This window comes from Paraburkholderia sp. Ac-20342, assembly GCF_017104985.1.
In the GTDB taxonomy this organism is placed as follows: Bacteria; Pseudomonadota; Gammaproteobacteria; order Burkholderiales; family Burkholderiaceae; genus Paraburkholderia.
This window is the reverse complement of the sequence record NZ_JAAGPQ010000067.1, coordinates 22,471-47,994: the sequence shown is the minus strand read 5'-3', so window position 1 is coordinate 47,994 and position 25,524 is coordinate 22,471. Positions and strand designations below refer to the sequence as shown.

Annotated in this window: 17 protein-coding genes and 1 pseudogene; 7 read left to right on the top strand and 11 right to left on the bottom strand. The window is 67.1% G+C overall.

Translation table 11 applies throughout. The features are described from left to right. The coding region (locus tag G3N58_RS23985; protein ID WP_206000381.1) for an MFS transporter at positions 1–1,248 on the top strand (1,248 nt) is incomplete at its 5' end. 67 nt (positions 1,249–1,315) lie between these two features. Here the strand turns inward: G3N58_RS23985 and G3N58_RS23980 are convergent. Then, complete coding sequence (locus G3N58_RS23980; protein WP_167040349.1) at positions 1,316–2,209, bottom strand: LysR family transcriptional regulator ArgP; 894 nt, start codon at positions 2,207–2,209, stop codon at positions 1,316–1,318. 114 nt (positions 2,210–2,323) lie between these two features. Here G3N58_RS23980 and G3N58_RS23975 point away from each other — a divergent pair, with 114 nt between their 5' ends. Then, positions 2,324–2,953 (top strand): LysE/ArgO family amino acid transporter, encoded by a 630-nt coding sequence (locus G3N58_RS23975; protein WP_167040351.1) that lies wholly within the window; start codon positions 2,324–2,326, stop codon positions 2,951–2,953. A gap of 81 nt (positions 2,954–3,034) precedes the next feature. Here G3N58_RS23975 and rfbC read toward each other — a convergent pair whose 3' ends face one another. The 5 genes from rfbC to G3N58_RS23950 all read right to left on the bottom strand — a co-directional run bounded on the left by rfbC (position 3,035) and on the right by G3N58_RS23950 (position 13,703). Continuing rightward, positions 3,035–3,586, bottom strand: a complete 552-nt coding sequence (gene rfbC, locus G3N58_RS23970; RefSeq protein ID WP_167040478.1) for a dTDP-4-dehydrorhamnose 3,5-epimerase — start codon at positions 3,584–3,586, stop codon at positions 3,035–3,037. A gap of 106 nt (positions 3,587–3,692) precedes the next feature. Then, on the bottom strand, positions 3,693–4,685 hold the full coding sequence (locus G3N58_RS23965) for a helix-turn-helix domain-containing protein (RefSeq protein ID WP_167040353.1): 993 nt from the start codon (positions 4,683–4,685) through the stop codon (positions 3,693–3,695). 835 nt (positions 4,686–5,520) lie between these two features. Continuing rightward, complete coding sequence (uvrA, locus tag G3N58_RS23960) at positions 5,521–11,406, bottom strand: excinuclease ABC subunit UvrA (RefSeq protein ID WP_206000382.1); 5,886 nt, start codon at positions 11,404–11,406, stop codon at positions 5,521–5,523. A gap of 438 nt (positions 11,407–11,844) precedes the next feature. Beyond that, positions 11,845–12,762 carry a LysR family transcriptional regulator gene (locus tag G3N58_RS23955; protein ID WP_167040355.1) on the bottom strand — a complete coding sequence of 306 codons (918 nt, stop codon included), beginning with the start codon at positions 12,760–12,762 and terminating at the stop codon, positions 11,845–11,847. 50 nt (positions 12,763–12,812) lie between these two features. Then, positions 12,813–13,703 carry a LysR family transcriptional regulator gene (locus G3N58_RS23950; RefSeq protein WP_206000380.1) on the bottom strand — a complete coding sequence of 297 codons (891 nt, stop codon included), beginning with the start codon at positions 13,701–13,703 and terminating at the stop codon, positions 12,813–12,815. Between the two features lie 121 nt (positions 13,704–13,824). Here G3N58_RS23950 and G3N58_RS23945 point away from each other — a divergent pair, with 121 nt between their 5' ends. After that, positions 13,825–14,568: an SDR family oxidoreductase gene (locus G3N58_RS23945; protein WP_167040359.1), complete on the top strand. Its 744-nt coding sequence runs from the start codon at positions 13,825–13,827 to the stop codon at positions 14,566–14,568. A 76-nt stretch (positions 14,569–14,644) separates the two neighbouring features. On the opposite strand, the gene G3N58_RS23940 is transcribed toward G3N58_RS23945, so the two are convergent. Both G3N58_RS23940 and G3N58_RS23935 read right to left on the bottom strand, forming a co-directional pair. Continuing rightward, positions 14,645–15,670, bottom strand: coding sequence for an aldo/keto reductase (locus G3N58_RS23940; RefSeq protein ID WP_206000379.1), 1,026 nt, complete (start codon positions 15,668–15,670; stop codon positions 14,645–14,647). A gap of 90 nt (positions 15,671–15,760) precedes the next feature. Beyond that, positions 15,761–17,509, bottom strand: coding sequence for a tetratricopeptide repeat-containing glycosyltransferase family protein (locus tag G3N58_RS23935; RefSeq protein WP_206000378.1), 1,749 nt, complete (start codon positions 17,507–17,509; stop codon positions 15,761–15,763). 212 nt (positions 17,510–17,721) lie between these two features. Between G3N58_RS23935 and G3N58_RS23930 the strand changes: the two genes are divergently transcribed. Further along, positions 17,722–18,711, top strand: coding sequence for a chemotaxis protein (locus G3N58_RS23930; RefSeq protein ID WP_167040365.1), 990 nt, complete (start codon positions 17,722–17,724; stop codon positions 18,709–18,711). A 39-nt stretch (positions 18,712–18,750) separates the two neighbouring features. On the opposite strand, the pseudogene G3N58_RS23925 reads toward G3N58_RS23930, so the two are convergent. Beyond that, positions 18,751–19,859: pseudogene (locus G3N58_RS23925) on the bottom strand (asparaginase). 142 nt (positions 19,860–20,001) lie between these two features. Continuing rightward, complete coding sequence (locus G3N58_RS23920) at positions 20,002–21,264, bottom strand: MFS transporter (RefSeq protein WP_167284779.1); 1,263 nt, start codon at positions 21,262–21,264, stop codon at positions 20,002–20,004. Between the two features lie 364 nt (positions 21,265–21,628). Here G3N58_RS23920 and G3N58_RS23915 point away from each other — a divergent pair, with 364 nt between their 5' ends. Continuing rightward, the gene (locus G3N58_RS23915; RefSeq protein ID WP_205989546.1) at positions 21,629–22,561 is read left to right on the top strand and encodes a hypothetical protein; all 933 of its coding nucleotides are present in this window, start codon (positions 21,629–21,631) and stop codon (positions 22,559–22,561) included. A 122-nt stretch (positions 22,562–22,683) separates the two neighbouring features. Here the strand turns inward: G3N58_RS23915 and G3N58_RS23910 are convergent, their stop codons facing one another. Next, on the bottom strand, positions 22,684–23,613 hold the full coding sequence (locus G3N58_RS23910; RefSeq protein ID WP_167040373.1) for a LysR family transcriptional regulator: 930 nt from the start codon (positions 23,611–23,613) through the stop codon (positions 22,684–22,686). 117 nt (positions 23,614–23,730) lie between these two features. Here G3N58_RS23910 and G3N58_RS23905 point away from each other — a divergent pair, with 117 nt between their 5' ends. Together G3N58_RS23905 and G3N58_RS23900 are read left to right on the top strand one after the other, a co-directional pair. Beyond that, positions 23,731–24,474, top strand: coding sequence for an SDR family oxidoreductase (locus G3N58_RS23905; protein ID WP_205192724.1), 744 nt, complete (start codon positions 23,731–23,733; stop codon positions 24,472–24,474). Positions 24,475–24,534: 60 nt separating this feature from the next. Further along, on the top strand, positions 24,535–25,431 hold the full coding sequence (locus G3N58_RS23900) for an SDR family oxidoreductase (RefSeq protein WP_206000377.1): 897 nt from the start codon (positions 24,535–24,537) through the stop codon (positions 25,429–25,431). Positions 25,432–25,524 lie beyond the last annotated feature (93 nt).

Here is a 25,524-nt window from a genome sequence, read left to right as displayed (position 1 = left end):
ACGGCGCGCAGTCTGCGCGCGCTCGATTGGCTCAACTTTTTCGTCGCCAACGTGCAGACGGGCTTCGGGCCGTTCATCGCCTCGTATCTCGCGTCGCATAAGTGGACCCAGGGCGAAATCGGCATGGTGCTGTCGGTCGGGACCATCAGCGCGATGGTGAGCCAGGTGCCGGGCGGCGCCGCAGTCGACGCGCTGCGCAACAAGAAGGCCGCCGCCGCCTGGGCGATCTTCGCGATCATCCTGAGCGCGGTGCTGCTCGCGGTCAGCCCGACCGTGCTGCCGGTGATCGCCGCCGAGGTGTTCCACGGCTTCGCGAGCTGCATGCTGACGCCGGCGCTCGCGGCGATCTCGTTCGCGCTCGTGGGCCGCGCGAATCTCGGCGACCGGCTCGGGCGCAACGCGCGCTGGGCGTCGATCGGCAGCGCGGTCGCAGCCGGCCTGATGGGCCTGTTCGGCGAGTACTATTCGCCGCGCGCGGTGTTCTGGCTGACCGCCGGGCTCGCGCTGCCGGCGCTGCTCGCGCTCTCGATGATCCAGCGCACCGATACGATCGAACTGCCTCAAGCCGCGCCGACGCCGCAGCAGCTCGCACGCCGCGATAGCCTGCGCGCGCTGCTGCGCGACCGGCGCATGCTGCTGTTCGCAGCGTGCATCGTGCTGTTCCATCTGTCGAATGCGGCGATGCTGAACCTCGCCGCCGGCGAGGTGACGGCCGGCATGGGCGACAACGTGCAGCTCGTGATCGCGGCCTGCATCATCGTGCCGCAGGCGATCGTCGCGATGATGTCGCCGTGGGTCGGGCGCTCGGCCGAGCGCTGGGGACGCCGGCCGATTCTGCTGCTCGGCTTCTCGGCGCTGCCGATCCGCGCGCTGCTGTTCGCGGGCATCAGCAGTCCGTATCTACTCGTGCCGGTGCAGGTGCTCGACGGTTTGAGCGCCGCCGTATTCGGCGTGATGCTGCCGCTGATCGCCGCCGACGTCGCCGGCGACAAGGGCCGCTACAACCTCTGTATCGGTCTCTTCGGGCTCGCGGCCGGCATCGGCGCGACGCTGAGCACGACGGCTGCGGGCTTCGTCGCCGATCATTTCGGCAACGCGGTGAGCTTCTTCTGCCTCGCGGCGGCAGGCGCGCTGGCGGTGTTCCTCGTGTGGGCGGCAATGCCCGAAACGCGCGACACCACGGCGTCCGATCATGACGACGGCGGCGATGCGCCGCTCGGCGATGGCGGGGAGCCGGCGGCCCGGTAATGTCGGTTCAGCGACGGCGGCCCGGTGACATCGTTTCAGTCACGCCGAACCGGCCGGGCACCCCGCATCAATCGAGAAACTCCCCCGCGCGCTTTCTGAGCATCGCGCTGAAGTCGTCGAGCCAGCCGATCGACAGACGCCAGCTCTGCCAGTACAGATCGACGTCGATATGCTTGCCAGGCGCGATCTCGACGAGTTCGCCGCTCGCGAGATGCCCCGCGATCATGCGCTCGGGGCACATGCCCCAGCCGAGGCTCATCACGCACGCGCGCAGAAAACCGGCGACATGCGGAATCCAGTGCAGCGGCGGATCGAGGTCCGCGCGCGTGATGCGCCGCATGAAGCGTTTCTGCAACTGGTCCTTCGGATTGAAGTCGACGCACGGCGTGCGCCGCAGGCTCTCGCGCGTGACGCCGTCGGCGAAATAGCGCTCGTGAAACGCGGGCGAGCACACCGCGAGATAACGCATGCGGCCGAGGCGCGTCGAGCGGCAGCCTTGCACCGGCTCGGCCTGGGTCGTGATCGCGCCCTGCACGCTGCCGTCGCGAATCCGCTGCGCGGTGTAATCCTGATCGTCGATCACGAGATCGAGCAGCATCTGGCGCTCGACGCAGAACGGCGCGACCGCGTCCATGAACCACGTGCCGACGCTATCGTCGTTGACGGCCACGCGCAGCGCCGGCCACGCCTCGACGAGCGCGCCGGGCTGCGCCGGCAGACGGCCGTTCAACTCCGCTTCGAGCAGTTGCACGCGCTCGGTGTGACGGCACAGCAGCGCGCCCGAGGTCGTCGCCACGCACGGCTGGCCGCGCTTGACGAGCACACTGCCGACCCGCTCCTCGAGCAGCTTGACCCGCTGCGACACCGCCGACGGCGTGATGTTGAGCTCGCTCGCGGCGCGGTCGAACGAGCCGTGGCGCACCACGGCGGCGAGCGCATCGAGCAGCGCATAGTCCAGCATTAGCGTTCCTTAATCGACATTAAGTAAATTAGCTTCTCTTATGAGACGCGAAACCGCAGACTAGCGCGGTTCGGATTTTCCGTCCATTCCGTCTCTTCGTTTTCTGGATCGTTTATGAACTGGCTGTCTTTTTCTCATGGCGTTGCCCTGTGCGCCTCGCTGATCGTGACGATCGGCGCGCAGAACGCCTTCGTGCTGCGTCAGGGCATCATGCGCTCGCACATCGGCAAGATCGTGCTGCTGTGCACGCTGTCGGATTTCATTCTGATCGGCGCGGGCGTCGGCGGCGCCTCGGCGCTGATGGAGCGCTACCCGGTATTCGTTCACGCGATGCTCTATGTCGGGCTCGCGTATCTCGCGTGGTTCGGCATCAGCGCGCTGCGCCGCGCGCTGCGGCCCGGCCATGCGGTGCTCGACGGCGCGGCGGCCGACGGCGCGAACGGCGCAACGCCCGCGCAAGGCGCGCTGCCGATCGTCCTGATGACGCTCGCATTCACGTGGCTCAATCCGCACGTGTATCTGGACACCTTCCTGCTGATCGGCACGGCCGGCGCGCGCGAACCGGAAGGCGCGCGAGTCGCGTTCGCGATCGGCGCGATGACGGTCAGCGCGGTCTGGTTCCTTGCGCTCGGCTACGGTGCGCGGATGCTCGCGCCGCTGTTTCGCCGCGCGACCGCATGGCGCGTGCTCGATGGCGCGATCGGCAGCATGGTGCTGCTGCTGGCGGTGACGCAGTTGCGTTGAGCGTGGGTGCGCCGTCGGTACACATTACGCGCTGCGCGCGGGTGCATGGGGGGCACGTCGAACCGCGCTACGGTTCTCCCCTCACGCGATGTTTTCCGCCTCGTAGAGACGCCGGCCCGCGGCGTCCTTGCTGCCGAGAATCGGCTTGAAGTCGATCGGCCACTTGATGCCGATGTCGGGATCGGACCACAGCAGGCAGCGCTCGAGTTCGGGAAACCAGTACTCGGTGGTCTTCCACACGCACTCGGCGACCTCCGACAGCACGACGAAACCCTGCGCGAAGCCGGGCGGCACCCAGATCTGCCGCTGGTTGGCGTCGCTCAGATATTCGCCGCTCCATTTGCCGAAGTTCGGCGAATTGAGGCGCACGTCGACCGCGACGTCGAATACCTCGCCGCGCACCACGCGCAACAGCCGCCCCTGCGGGCGCTGCACCTGGTAGTGCAAGCCGCGCAGGACGCGGTAGACCGCGCGCAAGTGGCGGTCCTGCACGAAGTTGAAACCTTGCGCGACGTCGTCCGCAAATTCGTCGGCGCTGAAGCTCTCGAAGCAGAAGCCGAGTTCGTCGCCGAACACCTCCGGCTCGATGAGCTTCACCTCCGGCAATGCCGTCGACATGACCCTGTTGCCCATCGCCACTGTGCTCGCAAAAACGCTGGCTAGCGAAGACGCGGCCGCGCTCGACAGACGAAGCGCGGCCGCGTCGCGGGCGTGCGCGCCGGCACGCCAGGCAGTCATGTTACGCCTCGGTGGCGGCCCGGCTGCGGGCGCGATACTCGGTGGGCGACAGCGCCATGCGTTTGCGGAAAATCTTTGCGAGACGGTCGCCGTTGCCAGTGCCGCTGCGCCGCGCGATCTTGTCGACCGGCAATTCGGTCTCGGTCAGGAAGTTGCACGCAATGCGCAGCCGCACCTGCAGCAGATAATCCGAAGGCGTGACCTGCATCTCGTGCTTGAAGCGGCGCAGGAAATTGCGCTCGCTCATCGCGGCGACCTGGGCGGCGTCGGCCACCGACACCGGGCGATCGCAGTTCGCCTCCATCCAGCGCGCGGCCGCGCGGATTTTTTCGGCGACGCTGAGCGTGCCGCCCTCGGCCGGCAGCGGCACCCACGTCGCGGCCATGCCGGGCATCACGCGGTCGGCGACGCTGCGCGCGAGTTCGGCGCCGAGATCGCGCTTGATGAACATCAGCGCACTGCGCGCGCAGTCGTTGCGGTCGTCGGCGGCGCTGAACGCGGCTTCGCCCGCGGCGGCGGCCGGATAGCGGCCCATCATGCCGTCGTGCTCGGTCGGCCCGGCGGCTTCGAGCACGAGGCGGCCTTCGCCGATCGTCTCGATCGCCCGCGTGCGCGACTGCACCGCGCGCAACCAGTTGAGCAGGCGCTCGTCGCGCGCGGCCGCATGCGCGCCGTAGCCGCCCGCGATGAACAGCACGTCGAAGCCGCTGCCGAAGCGCGTGTCGATGCGGTCGGTCCAGATTCGCGCCGACGAGGAACTCGCGACGTTGCCGCCCTCCATCGACAGAAACTGCACTTCGTAGGGCGGGTCTTCGCCGCTGCGCGTATCCGCCAGTTCATTCGCGCTCTGGAACATCTCGACCACGGTGCCGGGCCCGAGCAGCCAGAAACCGTCGAACAGCAGAATGCCGATTCGCCGCGCTGCAGTACGGACATTCAAGGCCGGCGTGTGAAGCCATGTAATTCTCGTTGTATCAAGGTGCATTTGCGGCATGATCTTTCCCTAAACGGTCATACGTGGTGGACCCCGATGCCCCGTAACCGGACGGAACGAGAGAATGAATTATCACGGCCCGAATCAGCAACGATGCCGCTTAAACGATTAGGGTAATGTTAGCGGAATAGACCGCTATAGTAAATTTGAAAAATCTAATTTCCTCATGAAAGGCAATGTATGAGGAAATACGCTATTGATCGTTCGATATGAGTACGCCGCGCAGCCGCGCCGCCACGGCCAGCCAGCCTGATCGAGGCATTGCAGCACCGTGACGGATTCCCATATTCTGGCGTAAAGCCTTTACACAAGGCATTTTCGCGGATTCGGACAAACTTGCCGATAATGCGAAGCCGGCCGATTCGCGCACGGTCGCCCTCTTACCGAACGGCGCGAAATTGTTTCAAACATGAATCGAAAAATGACTCGATAATGACTGTCTAATCTGCATTTTTATTCGCAAATCGGGAATTAATAGCCCGAGCAATGGTCCGTATCGCCGATATATCCGCTCATCGTCAATTGGCATTTCAATTCGGATTTATTAGATGTCTGGAAATGTTTCAATTCTGAAACATCATGGCGCTTTTTTCGTCTGATCTGAACGGATGAATACACTAACGTACTTAATAATCAGATGATTAGCTGCAATGCAGCAAAAGACGCCGGTTGACGCGTGAAAAAGTGCGGTTGCAACCTCGAAACTTGCAACCGCACATAGCATGACCGCCGGAAAAACCAGGGGCGCCGCCGCAAAAAACGGCTTAGGCCGCGGGCGGGCGAGACCATCCCGGCCGCCTGCCCACGAACCGCGCCACCCCGCCCGGCTTCGGGATCAGCCGTTCGTCCCTTCGCCGGCCAGTTCCGCTGCGCTTCGCGTGCGCGCCAGCACAGGCCTGAGCGCGGCGCCCGTGTGACTCGCCGCAATGCGCGACAGGCCTTCGGGGTCCGTCGCGGCGACGATCGTTCCGCCGCCCACGCCGCCTTCCGGGCCCAGATCGATGATCCAGTCCGCTTCGGCAATCACGTCGAGATCGTGCTCGATGACGACGACACTATGCCCGCCGTCGACGAGACGATGCAGCACGCGGATCAGCTTCGCGACGTCGGCCATATGCAGACCGACCGTGGGCTCGTCGAGCACGTACAGCGTGTGCGGCGGCTTCTGGCCGCGCCGCGTGATGTCGTCGCGTACCTTGCTCAACTCGGTGACGAGCTTGATGCGCTGCGCCTCGCCGCCCGACAAGGTGGGCGACGGCTGGCCGAGCGTCAGATAGCCGAGCCCGACGTCCTTCATCAGTTGCAGCGGATGCCCGATGCTCGTGATCGACGCGAAGAACTCGACCGCTTCGTCGATTTCCATCGTCAGCACGTCGCCGATATTCTTGCCGCGCCACGTAACCGCGAGCGTCTCGGGATTGAAGCGCTGCCCATGACAGACGTCGCACGGCACCTTCACGTCGGGCAGGAAGCTCATGCCGATCGTGCGCACGCCCTGCCCCTCGCACGCGGGACAACGCCCCTCGCCGGTATTGAACGAGAAGCGCGACGCCGTATAGCCCCGCGCGCGCGCCTCGAGCGTGCCCGCGAACAGCTTGCGGATCGCGTCCCACACGCCGATGTAGGTCGCCGGACACGAGCGCGGTGTCTTGCCAATCGGCGTCTGATCGACTTCGAGCACGCGGTCGATGCTCTCCCAGCCGGTGACCGAATCGCAGCCCTGCCACGTATGCGTGACGTCGAGCGGCGCGCGCGGCGCCGAGCGCGCAAGCACGCTCGAACGCCGGTTCGCGGCGGGCTTCTGCTCGGCCGCAGCGCGCGCCCGGCGCGTAGCCGGCGACGACAGCACCGAACGCCCCACTGCGTCGAGCAGATTGGTCATCAGCACATCGCGCGCGAGCGTCGATTTGCCGGAGCCGCTGACGCCCGTCACCGCGACGAGCCGCGCAAGCGGAATGCCGACCGTGATGTCGCGCAGGTTGTGCAGCTTGCCGCCGTGCACGGTCAGCCAGCTCCCGGGCACGGCCGCCGCGCGCTTGCCCGGCGCAACGACTTCGCGGCGCGGCTGCAACGGATGCACGATCGGCTGCGCGAGGAAACGCCCGGTCAGCGAATCGGCTTGCGCGGACAGGTCCGCGACGCTGCCCTGCGCGATCAGCGACCCGCCGCGCTTGCCCGCGCCCGGCCCGATATCGATGATGTGATCGGCGCGCCGGATCGTGTCCTCGTCATGCTCGACGACGACGAGCGTATTGCCCTTCTCGCCGAGCTTGCGCAACGCGTTGAGCAGAATCTGGTTGTCGCGCGGATGCAGGCCGATGGTCGGCTCGTCGAGCACATAGCAGACGCCCTGCAGGTTGCTGCCGAGCTGCGCGGCGAGCCGGATGCGCTGCGCTTCGCCGCCCGACAGGCTCGGCGCCGCGCGGTCGAGGCTCAGATAGCCGAGCCCGACCTCTTCGAGAAACTGCAGACGGCTGCCGATTTCGCTGACCACGTCGCGCGCGATTTCCGCGTCGCGCCCCGTCATTTCGAGCGTGCCGATCCACGCGCGCGTGTCGGACACGGTCCATTGCGCGACGTCGACGATCGCGTGCGAGTCGAACGTGACCGCGCGCGCGACCGGGTTCAGACGCGTGCCCGCGCAATCCGGACACGGTTCGTCGGCGAGCCCTTCCGGCTCCTGCTCCTCGGACGGCAAGCTCTGCTCGCGGCCGCGATTGTCGTCGACGACGATCGTGTCGTCGTAGGCGGCACGCTGTTCGCGCGTGAGCGACAGGCCCGTGCCGACACAGCTCGTACACCAGCCATGCTTGCTGTTGTACGAGAACATGCGCGGATCGAGTTCGGGGTAGCTCGTGCCGCACACCGGGCACGCGCGCTTGGTGGACAGCACCTTCACGTCGCCAAGCTTCGCGGTGGAGCGGCCGCCGGCGATCGCATCGTGCAAGCCGTCGAGCGGCGCAAGCAGATGCATGACGCCCTTGCCGATGTCGAGCGTCTGGTCGAGCGCCGCGCGCAGTTCGGCTTCGTGATCGGCCGACACGACGAGATCGGTCACCGGCAATTCGATCGTATGCTCGCGGAAGCGGTCGAGCTTCGGCCACGGATCGACCGGCACGAACTCGCCGTCGACACGCAAATGCGTATTGCCGCGCGCCTTCGCCCACTTGGCGAGATCGGTATAGACGCCCTTGCGGTTCACGACGAGCGGCGCGAGAAAGCCGACGTGCTGCCCCTTGTGGTCGCGCAGCAACTGCGCGGCAATCGACTCGACGCTTTGCGACGTGACCGGCGTGCCGTCGTGAACGCAGTGCTGCAAGCCGAGCTTCACGTACAGGAGACGCAGGAAGTGCCACACCTCCGAGGTCGTCGCAACGGTACTCTTGCGCCCGCCGCGCGAGAGGCGCTGCTCGATCGCGACGGTCGGCGGAATGCCGTACACGGCATCGACCTCGGGCCGCCCGGCCGGCTGCACGATCGAGCGGGCATAGGCGTTGAGCGATTCGAGATAACGCCGCTGGCCTTCATGGAACAGGATGTCGAACGCGAGCGTCGATTTGCCCGACCCCGACACGCCGGTGATTACGTTGAACTTGCCGTGCGGAATGTCGACGTCGAGCGCCTTGAGGTTGTGCTCGCGCGCATTGACGATGCGCACCACGTCCTCGCCTTCCACGGCCCGGCGCGCGCGCGCCGCGCTCAGTGCCTTCTGTAGCGGCACGCCGTGCGAACCGGCTTCGTCCGCCGTGCTGCCCGCGGCGCTCATTGCGTCCATCGCGCGGTCGTATTGCAGCAGCGCCTCGCCGGTATGCGATTCCGCGCAGGCCTTGACCTCGTCCGGCGTGCCCGCGCACAGCACGCGGCCGCCGCCGTCGCCGCCTTCGGGACCGAGGTCGATGATCCAGTCGGCCGCGCGGATCACGTCGAGATTGTGCTCGATCACGATCAGCGAATGGCCGCTCGCGAGCAGCTTGCCGAACGCCTGCATCAGCTTCGCGATGTCGTCGAAATGCAGGCCCGTGGTCGGCTCGTCGAACATGAAGAGGCGCTTCGGCAATGCCTGCTTCGCGCCGCGCGCGCTACGCGCCTGCGCCGATTCCGCGAGAAAGCCCGCCAGCTTGAGGCGCTGCGCCTCGCCGCCCGATAACGTGGGCACCGGCTGGCCGAGCTTCACGTATTCGAGGCCCACGTCGACGATCGGCTGCAGCACGCGCAATACTTCGGCATCTCTCGCGAAGTAAGCGGCGGCTTCGCTGACGGTCAGCTCCAGCACGTCGGCAATGCTCAGCGCACGCGCGGGCGCGCCTCGCTCGATCTTCACTTCGAGCAGTTCCGCGCGATAACGCCGGCCGTCGCAATCGGGGCAGCGCAGATACACGTCGGAGAGGAACTGCATTTCGATATGCTCGAAGCCCGAGCCGCCGCAGGTCGGGCAACGGCCGTCGCCCGAGTTGAAGCTGAACATGCCAGGGCCGTAGCCGCGCTGCTGCGCGAGCGGCGCCTTCGAGAACAGCTTGCGGATTTCGTCGAACGCGCCGACGTAACTGGCCGGATTCGAGCGCGCGGTCTTGCCGATCGGCGACTGGTCGACGAACACGACGTCGGTGACCTGGTCCGCGCCCTTGAGCGCCTTGAACGCGCCCGGCGCTTCGGTGGCGAGGCCGAAGTGCCGCGCCATGGCCGGATACAACACGTCCTGCAGCAGCGTCGATTTGCCGGAGCCCGACACGCCCGTCACACAGACGAGCCGCTCCAGCGGAATCTCCACGGTGACGTCGCGCAGATTGTGCTCGCGCGCGCCTTCGAGCACGATGCGCGGCGTGCCGGCCTCGACCGGACGGCGCGACCAGTGCGCGGCGTCCGCAACATGCCGGCGGCCGCCGAGGTATTCGCCCGTGAGCGTGCCCGACGAGCGGATGGCCTGCGGCGCGCCGTCGAAGATGATCGAGCCGCCGCGCTCGCCCGGCCCCGGCCCCATGTCGATCAGCCGGTCGGCCGCGAGCATCACCGACGGATCATGTTCGACCACGACGAGCGTATTACCCGCGTCGCGCAGCCGGTGCATCGCCTCGACGATGCGGTTCAAGTCGCGCGGATGCAGGCCGATGCTCGGCTCGTCGAGCACGAACAGCGTCTTGGTGAGCGAGGTGCCGAGCGCCGTGGTCAGGTTGATGCGCTGCACCTCGCCGCCCGACAGCGTGCGGCTTTGCCGGTCGAGCGTCAGATAGCCGAGGCCGACGTCGCACAGATACTTCAGGCGCGTGCGCACTTCGGCGAGCAGCAGCTTCAGCGCGTCGTCGAGCAGCGCGCTCGGCAAGGTGATGTCGTCGAAGAAGCGGCGGATGCGCTCGATCGGCATCAGCATGAGGTCGTGCACGGTCAGGCCCGGCAGCGCTTCGAGCTGGGCGCGCGACCAGTGCACGCCGTGCGGCATGAAACGCCGCGCGGGCGCGAACACGTCGTTGGCATTCGCCTTGCTGCCGAGACGCCACAGCAGCGACTCGGTTTTCAGACGCGCGCCGCCGCAGGTTTCGCATGGCGTGTAGCTGCGGTACTTCGACAACAGCACGCGGATATGCATCTTGTACGCCTTCGATTCGAGATACTCGAAGAAGCGTTTGACGCCGTACCAGTGGCTTTGCCATTTGCCGTTCCAGTCCGGCGAACCGTTGATGACCCAGTGGCGCTCGGCGTCGGTCAGCTCGCCCCATGGCGTGTCGCGGCGGATGTCGGCCTTCGCCGCATAGCGCATCAGATCGTCCTGGCACTCCTTCCATGCGGGCGTCTGCATCGGCTTGATCGCGCCTTCGCGCAGAGTCTTGCGCGCGTCGGGAATCACGAGCCCGAGGTCGACGCCGATCACGCGGCCAAAGCCGCGGCAGACGTCGCACGCGCCATAGGCCGAGTTGAACGAGAACAGCGCCGGCTGCGGGTCCGCATAACGCAGATCGCTTTCGGGGCTGTGCAGGCCGGTCGAGAAGCGCCAGATATGCGGCTCGGCGGCCTGCCCCAGCGGCTCGTCCGGCGCGGCCGGCAGCACGTAGATATTGACGCGCCCGCCGCCGCGCTTGAGCGACGCCTCGATCGCCTCGACCACGCGCGCCTTGTCGACCGAGCGCAGCCGGAAGCGGTCGGCCACCACGTCGAGCAGCTTGCGCCGGCCGGTGGGCGACTCGACTTCGCGCTGCGCCTGCACGCGCGTATAGCCGCTCGCCGACAGCCATTGCTCGACTTCCTGCTCGGACGCCGACTCCGGCAGCTCGACCGGAAACGTGACGACGAGCCGCGGCTCGTCTTGCGCGGTGCGTTCGAGCAGTTCCGCGTAGATCGTCTCCGGCGTGTCGTGTCGCACCGGCAGCGCGGTCTGCCGGTCGAACAGCTCGGCCGCGCGCGCGTAGAGCAGCTTCAGATGGTCGTTGAGTTCCGTCATCGTGCCGACCGTGGAGCGCGAGCTGCGCACCGGGTTGGTCTGGTCGATCGCAATCGCGGGCGGCACGCCGTCCACGCGATCGACCTGCGGCCGGTCCATGCGGTCGAGGAACTGCCGCGCGTAGGCGCTGAAGGTTTCGACGTAGCGGCGCTGGCCTTCCGCGTACAGCGTGTCGAACACGAGGCTCGACTTGCCCGAGCCGGACGGCCCGGTGACGACTGTCATTTCGCCGGTGCGCACGTCGAGATCGACGTTCTTGAGATTGTGCTGGCGCGCGCCGCGAATCCGGATGGTGCCCTGGGGTTTGCCGTGCGTGCCGCCGGTGGTGCCGTGGCTTGCGCCGACGCCTGATTCCTGAGCTGTGTCGTTAGATGACAATTTTTCCGACCGTCTGAATGAGTGGAATGGGTGGGCCACCTCTCACGGCCCTATTGCAGCCTTCTCGCAACCGTCTCGCAGCCTTCTCGCGGCCACGTCAGTCCGGTGCGGCCCCGGTCACGCGCCGGGCAGTCCCGCGCCGAACGCGGGAGCCTGCGCGGCGCACCGCAAGCCTGGTTGCAACGGGATACTATACTGTATGTTTATACAGTTTTCCATGACGCGGCCCGGCCCGCTTGCGAGCCTTGCCGGATCGGGATGGCGGGCGGGCAAAACCCTGCCCGCGGCACGGGCACGACACGACACGACGCCGCTTCCAGCCAACCGCGCACAACCGGTCCCGCGCACCGCCTAAGCCGTCAGATCGAGCCCCCGCACGAGCCGTTCGGCAAGCCGCGGCTGCCGCAACTGGTCGAGCCACCACGTCAGCGCGCGCCCCTCGTGGTCGCCGCGCCACGCGACATAGAGCACGTTCGGCTCGCGCGGATCGGCGGTCTCCTTTTCGATCAGCTCGCCGCGTTGCAACAGCGACGCCACGCGCTCGCGCGGCAGCCAGCCGACGCCGAGGCCGTCGCGCTGCGCGAGAATCTTCGCGCGCATGCCCGGCAACGCGAGCGAGGCCTGGCCGCCGATCACGCCATACGCGCGGCCCGCGCCCGCGCGCGACGAATCGGCCACCACCACCGCGCGATGCGCGCTGATCCGCTCGCGGCTGAGCGGCTCCTCGGCGGCCGCGAGCGGATGACGCGGCGACACTGCGAACACCCACTCCATCACGCCGAGTTCGAACCAGCGCAGGCCGGCAATCGCGGGCGGCTCGTTGGTCGCGCCGACGATCAGGTCGGCGCGGCCGTCGCGCAGCGCTTCCCATGTGCCGCCGAGCACTTCGTGCGTGAAGCGCAGCCGCACGCCGGAGCCGAGCGCATCGAACGCGCGCACCACCGGCATCAGCAGCTCGAATTCGAGGACTTCGTCCGTCACGACCCACAGCCGGTCTTCCCAGCCGCTCGCGATCTGCTTCACGCGCTGCGTCATGCGCGCCATGTCGAGCAGCAGACGCGCGGCTTCGTCGGCGAGCAGCTGGCCGGCCGGCGTCAGTTGCAGCCGGTAGCGGCGCCGGTCGAACAGCAGCGCGTCGAAACGCGCTTCCAGTTGCCGCGCGGCATGCGAAACCGTCGAGGGCGCCTTGCCCAGCCGCGCCGCCGCGCGCGACAGGCTGCCGGTCGCGCGGATCGCGTCGAGCAGGGCCAGTTCGTCTTCCGACAGCATGTGCGATTCCCTCGAATGAGTGCGCCGCCGACGATGGTAGCGCGAGCCGCTCAGCCCACCGCCTCGAAAATATCCCTGAGCCACTGCGCGAACGCGCGCACCCGCGACGACAACTGCCGGCTCTGCGGATACAGCACCGACACCGGCAACGGCGGCGGCGGAAACTCGGCGAGCAGGATGCGCAGACGCCCCGCCGCGAGGTCCGCCTCGACGCGATAGCGCGGCACCTGGACGATGCCGAGCCCGGCGAGCGCGGCGCCCGCGTAGAGATCGGCGCCCGTCACCGAGACCGCCGACGGCAGCATGATCGCGCGGTCGTGTCCGTCGACGCGGAATTCGAGCGGCACCGGCTTGCCGGTCGCGCTCGACACGTAGTTGACCGCGCGATGCGCGGACAGCGCCGCGAGGTCCGCCGGCTCGCCGTACGCGGCAAGGTAGGCCGGACTCGCGACCGTGACCTGCTGCAGCTGCGCGACGCGCCGCCCGACCATCGACGAATCCTGCAGATTGCCCGCGCGCAGCACGCAATCGACGCCCTCGCGCACCAGATCGACGAAGCGGTCGTCCTCGCCGATCACGAGCTCGATGCCGGGAAAGCGTTCGAGAAACGCGGGCAGCGCCGGCACCACGAAGTGCCGCGCGAGCGTGCCCTGCACGTTCACGCGCAACAGCCCCTTCGGCGCGAGATTCGAAAACGAGCCCTCGGCCTCCTCCATGTCGGCGATCAGGCGCACGCAGCGCTCGTAGTACGCCGCGCCGTCGGGCGTGAGCCGCACCGTGCGCGTGGTACGCTCCAGCAGCCGCGCGCCGAGCCGCTCCTCCATGCGCTGCATCAGATTGGTGACGGTCGCGCGCGGAATGCGCAGGTCGTCGGCCGCGCGCGTGAAGCTCTGCCGCTCGGCAATCCGCACGAACACCCGCATTTCCTCGAAACGATCCATAATCGACGCTCACCAATTATTAAAGCAAATGGAATGATGATGGCGAGTCTAGCGCGATTATCTACGCGCCGAAAGCGCTCATGATTCCCTCTCCATCACCCCTACTGTGAGGACACGCATCATGAACACGAGCAACACGAGCCGGGTCGCCATCGTCACGGGCGCCTCGCGCGGCATCGGCAGCGCGATTGCGCAGCGGCTTGCGAAGGACGGCTTTGCGGTCGCCGTCAATTACGCGTCGAGCGCGGGCGAAGCCGAGGCGCTCGTCGCCGCGATCAGAGACGCGGGCGGCAAGGCGGCCGCAGTGAAGGCGGATGTCTCGAACCCCGACGACGTGCGCCGCATGTTCGAGCACACCGAGCAGCAGCTCGGCAAGGTGGACGTGCTCGTCAACAACGCGGGCGTGATGAAGCTCGCGCCGATCGCCGAGGCTCAGGACGCGATGTTCGAGCAGACTTTCGACATCAACGTGCGCGGCACCTTCAACACGCTGCGCGAAGCGGCCGCGCGCCTGAACGACGGCGGCCGCGTGATCAATTTCTCGACCAGCGTGCTGGCGCTGAACCTGCCGGGCTACGGGGTCTACGTCGCGACGAAAGCGGCCGTCGAGGCGTTCACGCGCGTGTTCGCGAAGGAACTGCGCGGGCGCAACATCACGGTGAACGCGGTCGCGCCGGGTCCGATCGCGACCGCGCTGTTCCTCGAAGGCAAGACCGAGGAGCAAATCGCCAACTTCGCGAAGATGCCGCCGCTGCAACGGCTCGGCGAGCCGGACGACATTGCGTCGGTGGTGGCGTTTCTGGCCGGGCCCGATGCGGCGTGGGTCAACGGCCAGGTGTTGCGGGCGAACGGCGGGCTGGTTTGATAGCTGAGTTGATAGCGGTTTTTTGATAACGGGTTTAACGGCGCGGTGCCTCCGGTTCGAGCGCCGCGCCCCTCGCTCAAACCGCCTTCGGATTGCGCTCCGCGAATCCTTCCTGATGCCAGTACGGATAGGCGGGCCGCACGGCGCTCGCCGCGTCGAGCCTCGCGACCTGCTCCGGCGTCAGATTCCAGCCGACCGCGCCGAGGTTCTGCCGCAACTGTTCCTCGTTGCGCGCGCCGATCAGCACCGTCGCGACGGTCGGCCGTTGCTGCAGCCAGTTCAGCGCGATCTGCGGCACGGTCTTGCCGGTCTCGGCGGCGACTTCGTCGAGCGCATCGAGCACGCGGAACAGATAGTCTTCCGGCACCGGCGGCCCCATGTCGGCGGTCTTGTGCAGCCTGCTCGTTTCCGGCAGCGGCTGGCCGCGCCTGAGCTTGCCGGTCAGGCGCCCCCAGCCAAGCGGACTCCACACGACCGCGCCAACGCCCTGATCGGCGCCGAGCGGCATCAGCTCCCACTCGTAATCGCGGCCGATCAGCGAGTAGTAGGTCTGATTCGCAACGTAGCGCGGATAGCCGTAGCGGTCCGCGAGATCGAGCGACTTCATCAGATGCCAGCCGGAAAAATTCGACACGCCGGTATAGCGGATCTTGCCCGCGCGCACGAGGTCGTCGAGCGTGGACAGCACTTCGGCGATCGGCGTTTTCGCGTCGAAGCCGTGCAACTGGAACAGGTCGATGTAATCGGTTTGCAGGCGCCTGAGCGCCGCGTCGACGGCCTCGATCAGATGGAAGCGCGACGAGCCGACGCTGTTCGGCCCGTCGTCGACACGGAAGGTCGCTTTCGTCGAGATGATGGCCTTGTCGCGCTTGCCCTTGAGCGCCTCGCCGAGCACCGATTCGGACACGCCCCTCGAATAGCTGTCGGCGCTGTCGAACATCGTGACACCCGCGTCGAAGCAGATGTCGATCAGACACCGCGCTTCGGCGACGTCGGTCGCGCCCCACGCCTGAAAAAATTCGCCCTTGCCGCCGAACGTACCCGTGCCGAAACTCAACACCGGCACCTTGAAACCCGATGCACCCAGATGTCTGTATTCCATTGAAGAATCTCCGTGGCATTGCCGTCGATGAACGGAGGTTCAGTCTACGCGCTGCGTGGCAACGCTGCGCCCAACGGGCATACGCTGCGACTACGCGCCGCGCCCCGCTCCGCTTACCCCGACCAGCGCCTCGCGCACCGCGTCGATCACGCTGTCCCAGTCGCCGAGCGCCGGCTGCCTGAAGAGGCGCGCGTGCGGATACCACGGCGTGTCGCTGCGTTCGAGCAGCCAGCGCCAGCAGGTGTCGAAGCGGTTCAGAATCCACACGGGCCGGCCGAGCGCGCCGGCCAGATGCGCGGTGGACGTGTCGACCGAGATCACGAGATCGAGATTGGCGACGAGCGCGGCCGTGTCGGCGAAATCGTGCAGCAGGCCCGTGTAATCGGCGACACGGTCGCGAAGCGCGCTCTCTGCGAGTTGCTGGGCGGCCACGCCCTTCTGCACGCTGAAGAAGCGCACGTTCGGCACATCGAGAAGCGGCGCGAAACGCTCGAACGCGAGCGAACGGCGCGCGTCGATCTTGCGCAGTTCCGCGACGTGCGCGCGGTTTTCGCCAGCCCAGACGAGGCCGACCTTCAGGTGCTTCAGTTGCGTCTCTGGTTGCTCCGCCGCATCGGCACCGGCATCGATGCGTTCGCGCCATGCGCTCACCGCCGCGGCATCGGCGAACAGATAAGGTGTGGCCGATGGAATGCTCGTCTCGTCGGTGCGCAGCGCAAGCGGCAGGCTCAGCAGCGGACAATGACAATCGAACGGCGGCAACGGCTGCCCCGCTTCGATCAACTGATCGACACCGTCGAGCGTCGACAGAAGCCGTAGCAACGGCGCCGGCACTTCGAGCACGACCTTCGCGCCGAGCCGCGCGACGCTCGACGCATAGCGGCAGAACTGCAGCGTATCGCCGAGACCCTGCTCCGCGTGCAGCAGAATCGTCTTGCCGTCGAGCGGAAAATCGCCGAGCCATAGCGGCTGCGCGAACTCGCGCTTGCCCGCCTGGATGCGGCGGCGCTCCCAGCGCCATTCGTAGGCCCGCCAGCCCGCCTCGAAGCGCCCCATCTGCAACAGACACAGCGCCTGATTCCAGTGCGTTTCCGCCGCGGCGGGATTCAGCGCGAGCGCGCGCTCATAACTCGCCAGCGCGTCTTCGTGACGATTCAGATCGATCTGCGCGAGACCGAGGTTGTTCCAGGCATCGACGAAACCCGGCGCCAGTTCCAGTGCGCGCCGGTAGCTATGCTCCGCTTCGAGAGGCCGGTTCAGATCGCCGAGCGCATTGCCGCGATTGCTCCACGCGTCCGGGTAAGCCGGCTGCAACGCAAGCGCGCGTTCGCAGCTGTCGAGCGCGTCGGCCGCGCGGCCGAGATCGCGCAGCACGCACGCGCGATTGTTCCAGGCCACCGCGAAATCCGGCGCGAGCGCAAGCGCGCGCTCGAAGCTCGCCAGTGCATCGAGCGGCCGGCTCAGTGCGGCGAGCGCATTGCCGCGATGATTCAGCGCATCGGCGAACTTCGGCTGCAAGGCAAGCGCGCGTTCGGCGCTCGCGAGCGCTTCGCCGTGACGCTGCAAGGCATTCAGCGCGTAGGCAAGATTCGAATGCACGGGCGCCTGCTTCGGGTTGACGGCAAGCGCCTTTTTGAGCAGATCGGCGCCTTCCTGCACGCGGCCCATCTGCAACGCAAGCTCGCCGAGCCAGCGCAACGCGTCGCCATGTTTAGGCTTGAGTTCGAGGATCTCGCGATAGAGCTCTTCCGCTTCGACGAGCGCGCCATTGCGCTGAAGCGCGACGGCTTGCCGAAGCATGTGATCCAACTGTTGCGGCAGACTGGCGGGCTTGCTCATGCGGGACGGGAATCGAAAGTTCGCAATATCGTGAAGCGGTATCGCGACGCAAGCGTCTTGCTGGACGCGGCGCACGGCAAGACCGCGAGAAGCGCCCGATTATCGCTGAATTTTCCGCAAGCGCCGCCGATAACCCGTAGACAAGCCAGGCGCCAGGGCACCCCGACGACAACATGGCGCACGACTCGCACCGCAACCCTGGAGAGAATCCGATGGCAGACGAACACCGTGCCAACCACGAGCGCAACACCGAACGCAGCAACCTGACGAGTTCGAACAAGTTCGAACTGCTGCTGTACCGCCTCGGCTGCGTGCCGGGCAGCGACGCGCACGAGCTATATGGCATCAACGTCTTCAAGGTGCGCGAAATCTCGACGATGCCGCCCGTCACGCCGATCGCGGGCGCCTCGCCATTCGTGATGGGCGCGGTCGACATTCGCGGGCAGATCATTCCGGTGATCGACCTGCCGCGCCTGATGGGCTGCGAACCGACGCGCGGCCTGAACATCCTGCTCGTGACCGAGTTCGCGCGCTCGACCCAGGCGTTCGCGGTCGAGGAAGTCGACGACATCGTGCGGCTCGAATGGAACCAGGTGCTGTCCGCCGACGGCGCGGCGAGCGGCAAGCTCGTCACGAGCATCGCGCGCATCGACGGCAATACCGGCGATTCGCGGCTCGCCCAGGTGATCGACGTCGAGCAGGTGTTGCGCGACGTGTTTCCGTCGCAACACCCGAGCGTCGATCCGAAATCGGTCGGCGAAGTGCTCGGCATTCGCCGCGGCGCGAAGATTCTCGCCGCCGACGACTCCGGCTTCGCGCGCAAGCTGATCGAGCAGGCGCTCAGCGCGATCGGCGCGGACTACATCATGACGAAGACCGGCGAGGAAGCGTGGGCCGCGTTGCAGCAGGTCGCGCGCGAGGCGCAACAGAACGGCACGCGCGCGAAGGACAGCATCGCGCTCGTGCTGACCGATCTGGAGATGCCGGAAATGGACGGCTTCATGCTCACGCGACAGATCAAGGCCGACGAGCGCACGCGCGATATTCCGGTCATCATCCACTCCTCGCTGACGGGCGCGGCCAATGAAGCGCACGTGAAGAACGCGGGCGCCAACGGTTATGTCGCGAAATTCGCGGCGGCCGAACTGGCCGATGCGATCCGTCATGCGCTGGGCGGCGCGGCCGCGAAAGCGGCGGCTTGACCACCTCCGCCGCGCGCACCGCCGCGTGCCCTGGTGCATTTACCGGTGCGCGGTCAGCCCGACCGACAACACCATGCGGCCGATCTCGACACCCATCGTATTGAGCCGCTTCGGCGCATGAAAACCGTCGAGCTTCGCGCGCTGCTCCGCCGTCCCGAGATCGAGCAGCGCGAGGAGTTCGGCGCTCACCGCATAGAGCGCGGCGACGTTGCCGTCCTCGATTTTCACGGCGATACCGAGCGCGCCGTTCGCGCCGAGGCGCGCGGTCTGCGGCGACGCGCGCACGCCGATCGCATAGCTGCCGTCGGCGCCGAGCTTGCCGACCAGCGCGCCGCCGAAGGCCTGCATCAGCAGCGTGCAGAAACGGCCCTCGCCGCCCACCAGTTCCGGGTATGACGTCATCGCGCGATAAATGCGCGCGAGCGCGACCGTGCGCGGCGTCACGTCAGTTGACCCCGAGGTTGCCCCTGTGGTTGCCCCCGAGGCGACTTCGTCTTCGGCCGCGGCGAGCTTCGCGAACAGACGCGCGAGCCGGTCGAGCGGAAAGGCCGCCGTCGGCAGATTGCAGCCGTCGATCGCCCATTGCACGCCGTCGTCGGGCAGATCGCAGACGCTCGCGACCGTCTGCTTCACGCGCACCTGCAACGGATGTTCGGGCAACTCGTAACCCGCGGGCGCCGCGCCGATCGAACGCGCGCCGGCCAGCATGCCCGCGTGCTTGCCGGAGCAGTTGCTGCACACGCCGCTGGGCGTGAAGCCACGCCGCAGCCAGTCGGCGTACACCGCTTCCGACAGCGGCGGATGACCGCCGCAGCGCAGGTCCGCCTCGCTCGCGCGAGCATGCTGCGCGCGCGGTCGATATGGCGCGGCTCGCTGCTGTGCGATGCGCACATCAGCGCGAGATCGGCGTCATCGAAACCGCAGTGCTCGAGCGCGCCGGTCTCGACGACCGCGAGCGCCTGTGCCGGTTTCGCCGCCGAGCGCGCGAGCGTCATGCGCGCGGGATCGCCGAACGAGTACAGCAGGCGGCCGCTCGCATCGACGACGGCGACATGCGCGAGATGCGTGTTCTCGATCGACGCGCCGCGATAGATCGTCGCCGCGACCGGCGCAGCATGTGCAACGGGATGCCCCTCGGACAGGCTCATGCGTGGTCTCCTCCTGTTGGCTCACCCGGTGCGTCGGCACGATGGATGAACTCGCGGTTTTATCGATGTTTCGCTCGACACGCGGCGCGAGCCCGACGCCCGGGCAGCAATACTCAACAGCACGCGGCGCACGCCGCAACACTCAGGCGCTCGCCGCCAGTTCCTCTTCGCGCTCCAGCTTCCGCGTGCGCCGCAGTTCCGGAAAAAGCCGCATCCACAGCAACGCGATCGCGATCGTCGCGACGCCGCCGACCAGCACGGCCGGTTGCGCGCCCCACCAGCCCGCGGTCAGGCCCGATTCGAATTCGCCCAATTGATTCGAGGTCCCGATAAACAGCGAATTGACCGCGTTGACGCGGCCGAGCATTTCATCGGGCGTGCGCAACTGCACGAGCGAAAGCCGCACGACGACGCTGATCGTGTCCGATGCGCCGAGTATCATCAGCGCGATCAGCGACACGATGAACTGATGCGAGAGCCCGAACATGATCGTCGCGATGCCGAACGCGATCACGCCGCCGAACATCGCCGCGCCGGGCCGCTCGCGCAGCGGGAAATGCGCGAGCCAGATCGTGCCCGCGAGCGCGCCGATCGCGGTGCCCGAGCGCAGCAGGCCGAGGCCGATCGGCCCCGCGTGCAGCACGTCGCGCGCGAAGATCGGCAAAAGCGCGGTCGCGCCGCCGAACAGCACTGCGAACAGATCGAGCGAGAGCGCGCCGAGAATCACGGGCTCCTTGCGAATGAACGCGATGCCCGAGAAGATCGATTCCAGCGTGACGGGCGCGCGGCTCGCCGGCTTGAGCTGCAGCGGAATGGTCCACACCGCGACGGCGGCGGCCGCGAACGACAGCGTGCAGGCAAGATAGGCCGCACCCGGTCCGACGCCGTACAGCAGGCCGCCGAGCGCGGGGCCGGCGATCTGCGCGGTCTGATTCGCGGAGGTGGACCACGCGGTGGCCTTCGGCAACTGGCCGCGCGGCACCACGGCCGGCAGCAGCGACGACACCGCCGGCGATTCGAACGCGCGCGCCGCTCCCGCGCAGGCGGCCAGCACGTAGATGACCGGCGCGCTGATCCAGCCGCCGAACGTGCCGAGCGCGAACAGCAAGGCGGCGACGCCTTCGAGGCTCTGGCAGACGGCGGCGATGCGGCGGCGATCGTAGCGATCGGCGACGTGGCCGACGACGAGCGTCAGCAGGAACATCGGCAGGAATTGCGCGAGGCCGACGAGGCCGAGCGCGAATGCGCTATGGGTCAGCGCATAGACGTGCCAGCCCATCGCGACGGCGAGCATCTGGAACGACAGCGAGGACAGGATGCGGGTGCACCAGAAACGCTGGAAAGGCGGGTGTTTCGGCAGGCTGAAAGACGGGGAATCGGCGGGATCGACGGGGGCGGGTGACATCGGTGACTGGTTCGTTACGTGATGCGCGGTAGGTAGCTCGCGATGGCTCGCGGTGGCCTGAATGGGGCGGCGCTAGTTTAGAGCAAGACGGCATGACGTGCCGGAAGCGGGATCGGGCGGGGCCCGCCGGCCTGGCGTTCCGCTCCGCTTCCTGCCCCGCCGGCGCCGCGCGCGGAACTCAGGTGCGCCGATTATGGCACGGCCGAAAACGGGCGCGCGCAACGAGGCTGCGCGGATTCACGAAGTCCTCATTCAATCTCGGGTACGCTGCGGGATGCGGCTTGTGCAATAGCCGCCTCGCAGTAAGCGGACTTGCTCCGGCAAGACGACGAAGTTTCAATCATCTGGATGGAGGGTATCGACTGTGGCTACCGAGAATGGCGGTTCGCTGTATGTCCTGCAGGCACGTCCACCGGCGATCATCGCCCTGTGGCCCGACGGTTCGCACGAAGTGGTCGTCGCGAACCTGACGCGCACGCCCGACGGCATCAAGGTCGACGTCGAGAACCAGATCGTCTATTGGACCAACATGGGCAGCGGCATCCATCTGATCGACGGCGATCCGGTGTCCGGCGCGGTGCCGCCGAACGACGGCACGATCGAAAGCGCGAAGCTCGACGGCAGCGAACATCGCGTGCTGGTGCCCGCCGGCGTCGCGGGCACGCCGAAGGAACTCGTGCTCGACAAGGAAGGCGGCTTTCTGTACTGGTGCGATCGCGAAGGCATGCGCGTGATGCGCGCGCGCACGGACGGCAGCGAAGTCACCGAACTCGTGCGCACCGGCAACTTCCCCGCCGATACCGGCGACGCCACGCGCCATTGCGTGGGCATCGCCCTCGACAAGCCGAACGGCCATCTCTACTGGACGCAGAAGGGGCCGCCCGATGCGGGCGAAGGCCGCATCTTCCGCGCCGGCCTCGATCTGCCGGCCGGCGCGCAGCCCGATGCGCGCCCCGACCTCGAATGCCTGCTCGATCAGTTGCCCGAACCGATCGATCTCGACATCGACCATCGCGACAGCATGCTCTACTGGACCGATCGCGGCGACGACACGCACGACGGCAATACGCTGAATCGCGCGAAGATCAGCGCGGCGGGGCTCGCCGATCGCGAGGTGCTCGCGCGCGATCTGCAGGAAGGCATCGGCGTGTCGCTCGACCCGCGCGGGCGCCGTGCCTTCGTGACCGATCTCGGCGGCAACGTGCGGGAGCTGAACATCGACACGAAGCACGAATCGCATTTCACGACGATCGCGCACCTCGGCGCGCTGACCGGAATCGATTACGCGGATCTTTAAGCGCGACCGGCCGGGACGACCCGCGGTATCCGGGCCGTCGTCCCGGCTTGCCGGGACACGCGGGCGCGGCACCACGCGCCCGCTATGTCGCGCTCGCCATCTGCAACGCATCCCTCTAAGCCCTAATCGCTGCCGTCGCGCCGCAGCCTCAGCACGGTCGTCATGTACTCCGTCGCGAAGTCGATAAACGCTTTCACGCGCAGCGGCATTCTGCGCTGCACGGGGTAAATGATCTGCGCGGGCAGCGACTTCGCGCGCCATTGCGGCAGCACCCGCACGAGGCGCCCCGAGACCAGGTCTTCCTCGACGAGCCATTCCGGCAGCACCGCGATGCCGAGTCCCATGCGCACCGCCTCGCGCATGCTCGTCACGCCCTCGGTGATGAACACGGGCTCGACCTGCAGAATCTGCGTCGAATTCCGCGAATACAGCGTGACCTCGCGCGCGCCGCCGAACTGGTCGCTGGCAAGCGCGATCCACGGCAGCGCGTCGAGCCCTTCGGGCCGGGTGGGAATCGGGTGGTCTTTCAGAAACGGCGGAGACGCGACGAGGTAGCGCCTGATCTCGCCGAGCGAGCGCGCCACGACGCGCTCGTCGATCAGTGCGCCCGCGAGAATGCCGGCGTCACATCCCTCTTCGATCATGTGCAGCGGCCGGTTCGAATACCCCAGCTCCATGCGCACGGCCGGATGTGCCTGAATAAAGCTGCTGATGAGCCGGCTGATGACGGACTGGCCGAAATCGATCGTCGAAAACACCCGGATATTGCCGCTCAGCTCGGTCTGGTCGTTGCTGAGCCGCTGCGCCGACTCTTCGGCCAGAGACAGCAAGGCCCGCGCGTCGGCCAGCAACTGATGCCCGACTTCGGTGAGGCTCATGCGATGCGTATCGCGACGCAGCAGCACGGCGCCGCATTGATCTTCGAGCGAGCGCAACTGGCGGCTCAAGGTGGGCTGGCTCAGGCGCAGCTTGCGCGCCGCAGCGGAGATGCTGCCGCTGTCCACGATGGCGACGAAGGCGCGCAACAGGTTGAGGTCGTCGAATATGCTCATACGCTGGAAGCATAACCCATATACTGGTCATACGGCTACCGTGGGGGTCCGGACGGCGCGATGATTCACCCATCGCATCGATCACCGATCAATCACCCCGTCAGAAGGAGCCTCACCATGACCACCCAAGCCAAAGTCGCCATCGTTACCGGAGCATCGCGCGGCATCGGCGCCTCGATCGCGAAGCGCCTCGCTGCGGACGGCTTCGCCGTCGTCGTCAACTACGCGGGCCGCGCGGCCGACGCGCAGGACGTCGTGGCATCGATCGAAGCCGCGGGCGGCCGCGCCACCGCGATTCAGGCCGACGTCTCGGTGCCCGCGCAGGTCGCCGCGATGTTCGACCAGGCCGTCACGCTGTTCGGCGGCGTCGACGTCGTCGTGAACAACGCGGGCATCATGCAGCCGGGTCTCGTGCCGCTCGTCGATACCGACGACGCTCTGTTCGACCGCCTCATCGCGATCAACCTCAAGGGTACGTTCAACACGCTGCGCGTGGCCGCGAAAAAACTGCGCAGCGGCGGGCGCATCGTCAACTTCTCGAGCAGCGCGACGGCACTCGCGATGCCGGGCTATTCCGTCTACGCCGCCACGAAGTCGGCCGTCGAAACGATGACGAACATCTTCGCGAAGGAACTGCGCGGCCGCAACATCACCGTGAATGCGGTCGCTCCCGGACCGACCGCCACCGAGCTGTTCCTCAAGGACAAGACGCCCGAGCAGATCGAGCGCCTCGCGAAGATGCCGCCGCTCGAACGCCTCGGCCAGCCCGACGACATCTCGGCCGTGGTCGCGTTCCTCGCCAGCGACGCGGCCAGTTGGGTCGACGGTCAGACGCTGCGCGTGAACGGCGGCATTATCTAAGCCGTCCTTCGCGTCGCCTCGACTCATCACCCTGAACTCATTGCAAGCAAGGAGCCCGACATGAAAAACATCATCGTCGTGACCGGTGCATCGAGCGGCTTTGGGCGCCTGAGCGCCGAAGCGCTCGCGAAGGCCGGCCATATCGTCTACGCGTCGATGCGCGCCACCACGGGACGCAACGCGCCGACCGTCGCGCAGATGGCGGCATTCTCGCAACAGCATGGTGTCGATCTGCGCACCGTCGAACTCGACGTGCTCTCGCAGGAATCGGTCGACGCCGGCATTGCGCAGATCATCGCCGAACACGGCCGCATCGACGTCATCGTCCACAACGCGGGCCATATGGCCTTCGGTCCCGCCGAAGCGTTCACGCCGGAGCAATTCGCGCAGCTCTACGACGTCAACGTGCTCGGCACGCAGCGTGTGAATCGCGCGGTGCTGCCGCAGATGCGCAAGCAGAAGCGCGGTCTCGTCGCCTGGGTGTCGAGCAGCAGCTCGGCGGGCGGCACGCCGCCCTATCTCGCACCGTATTTCGCGGCGAAGGCGGCGATGGATTCGATCGCGGTTCAATATGCGCGCGAACTGTCGGGCTGGGGCATCGAGACGTCGATCATCGTGCCGGGCGCCTTCACTTCCGGCACCAACCACTTCGCGCATGCGGGCCGTCCCGCCGATGAAAGCGTGCTCGAAGCGTACGAAAACGGACCGAACGCCGGGCTCGGCGAGCGCATCCAGCAGGCCTTCGCCGCGATCGTGCCGGCCGATGCCGATGTCGGACTCGTGGCACAGGCGCTCGTCGACGTGGTCGATGCGCCGGCGGGACAGCGGCCGTTCCGCGTGCACGTGGACCCGGCGCAGGACGGCGCGGACGTCGGCTTTGCCGTGCTCGATCGCCTCAGGGCGGAGATGCTGCAGCGAGTCGGGATGGCGGAGTTGTTGAAGCCGCGGGTGTATTGAGCCTGTGTTTTAGACCGCTCGCAAAGAGGCAACGGCATGCGCCGTTGCCTCTTTGTTTTTTTGGGTGATCCGCACCGAAGCGGACGGCATTCC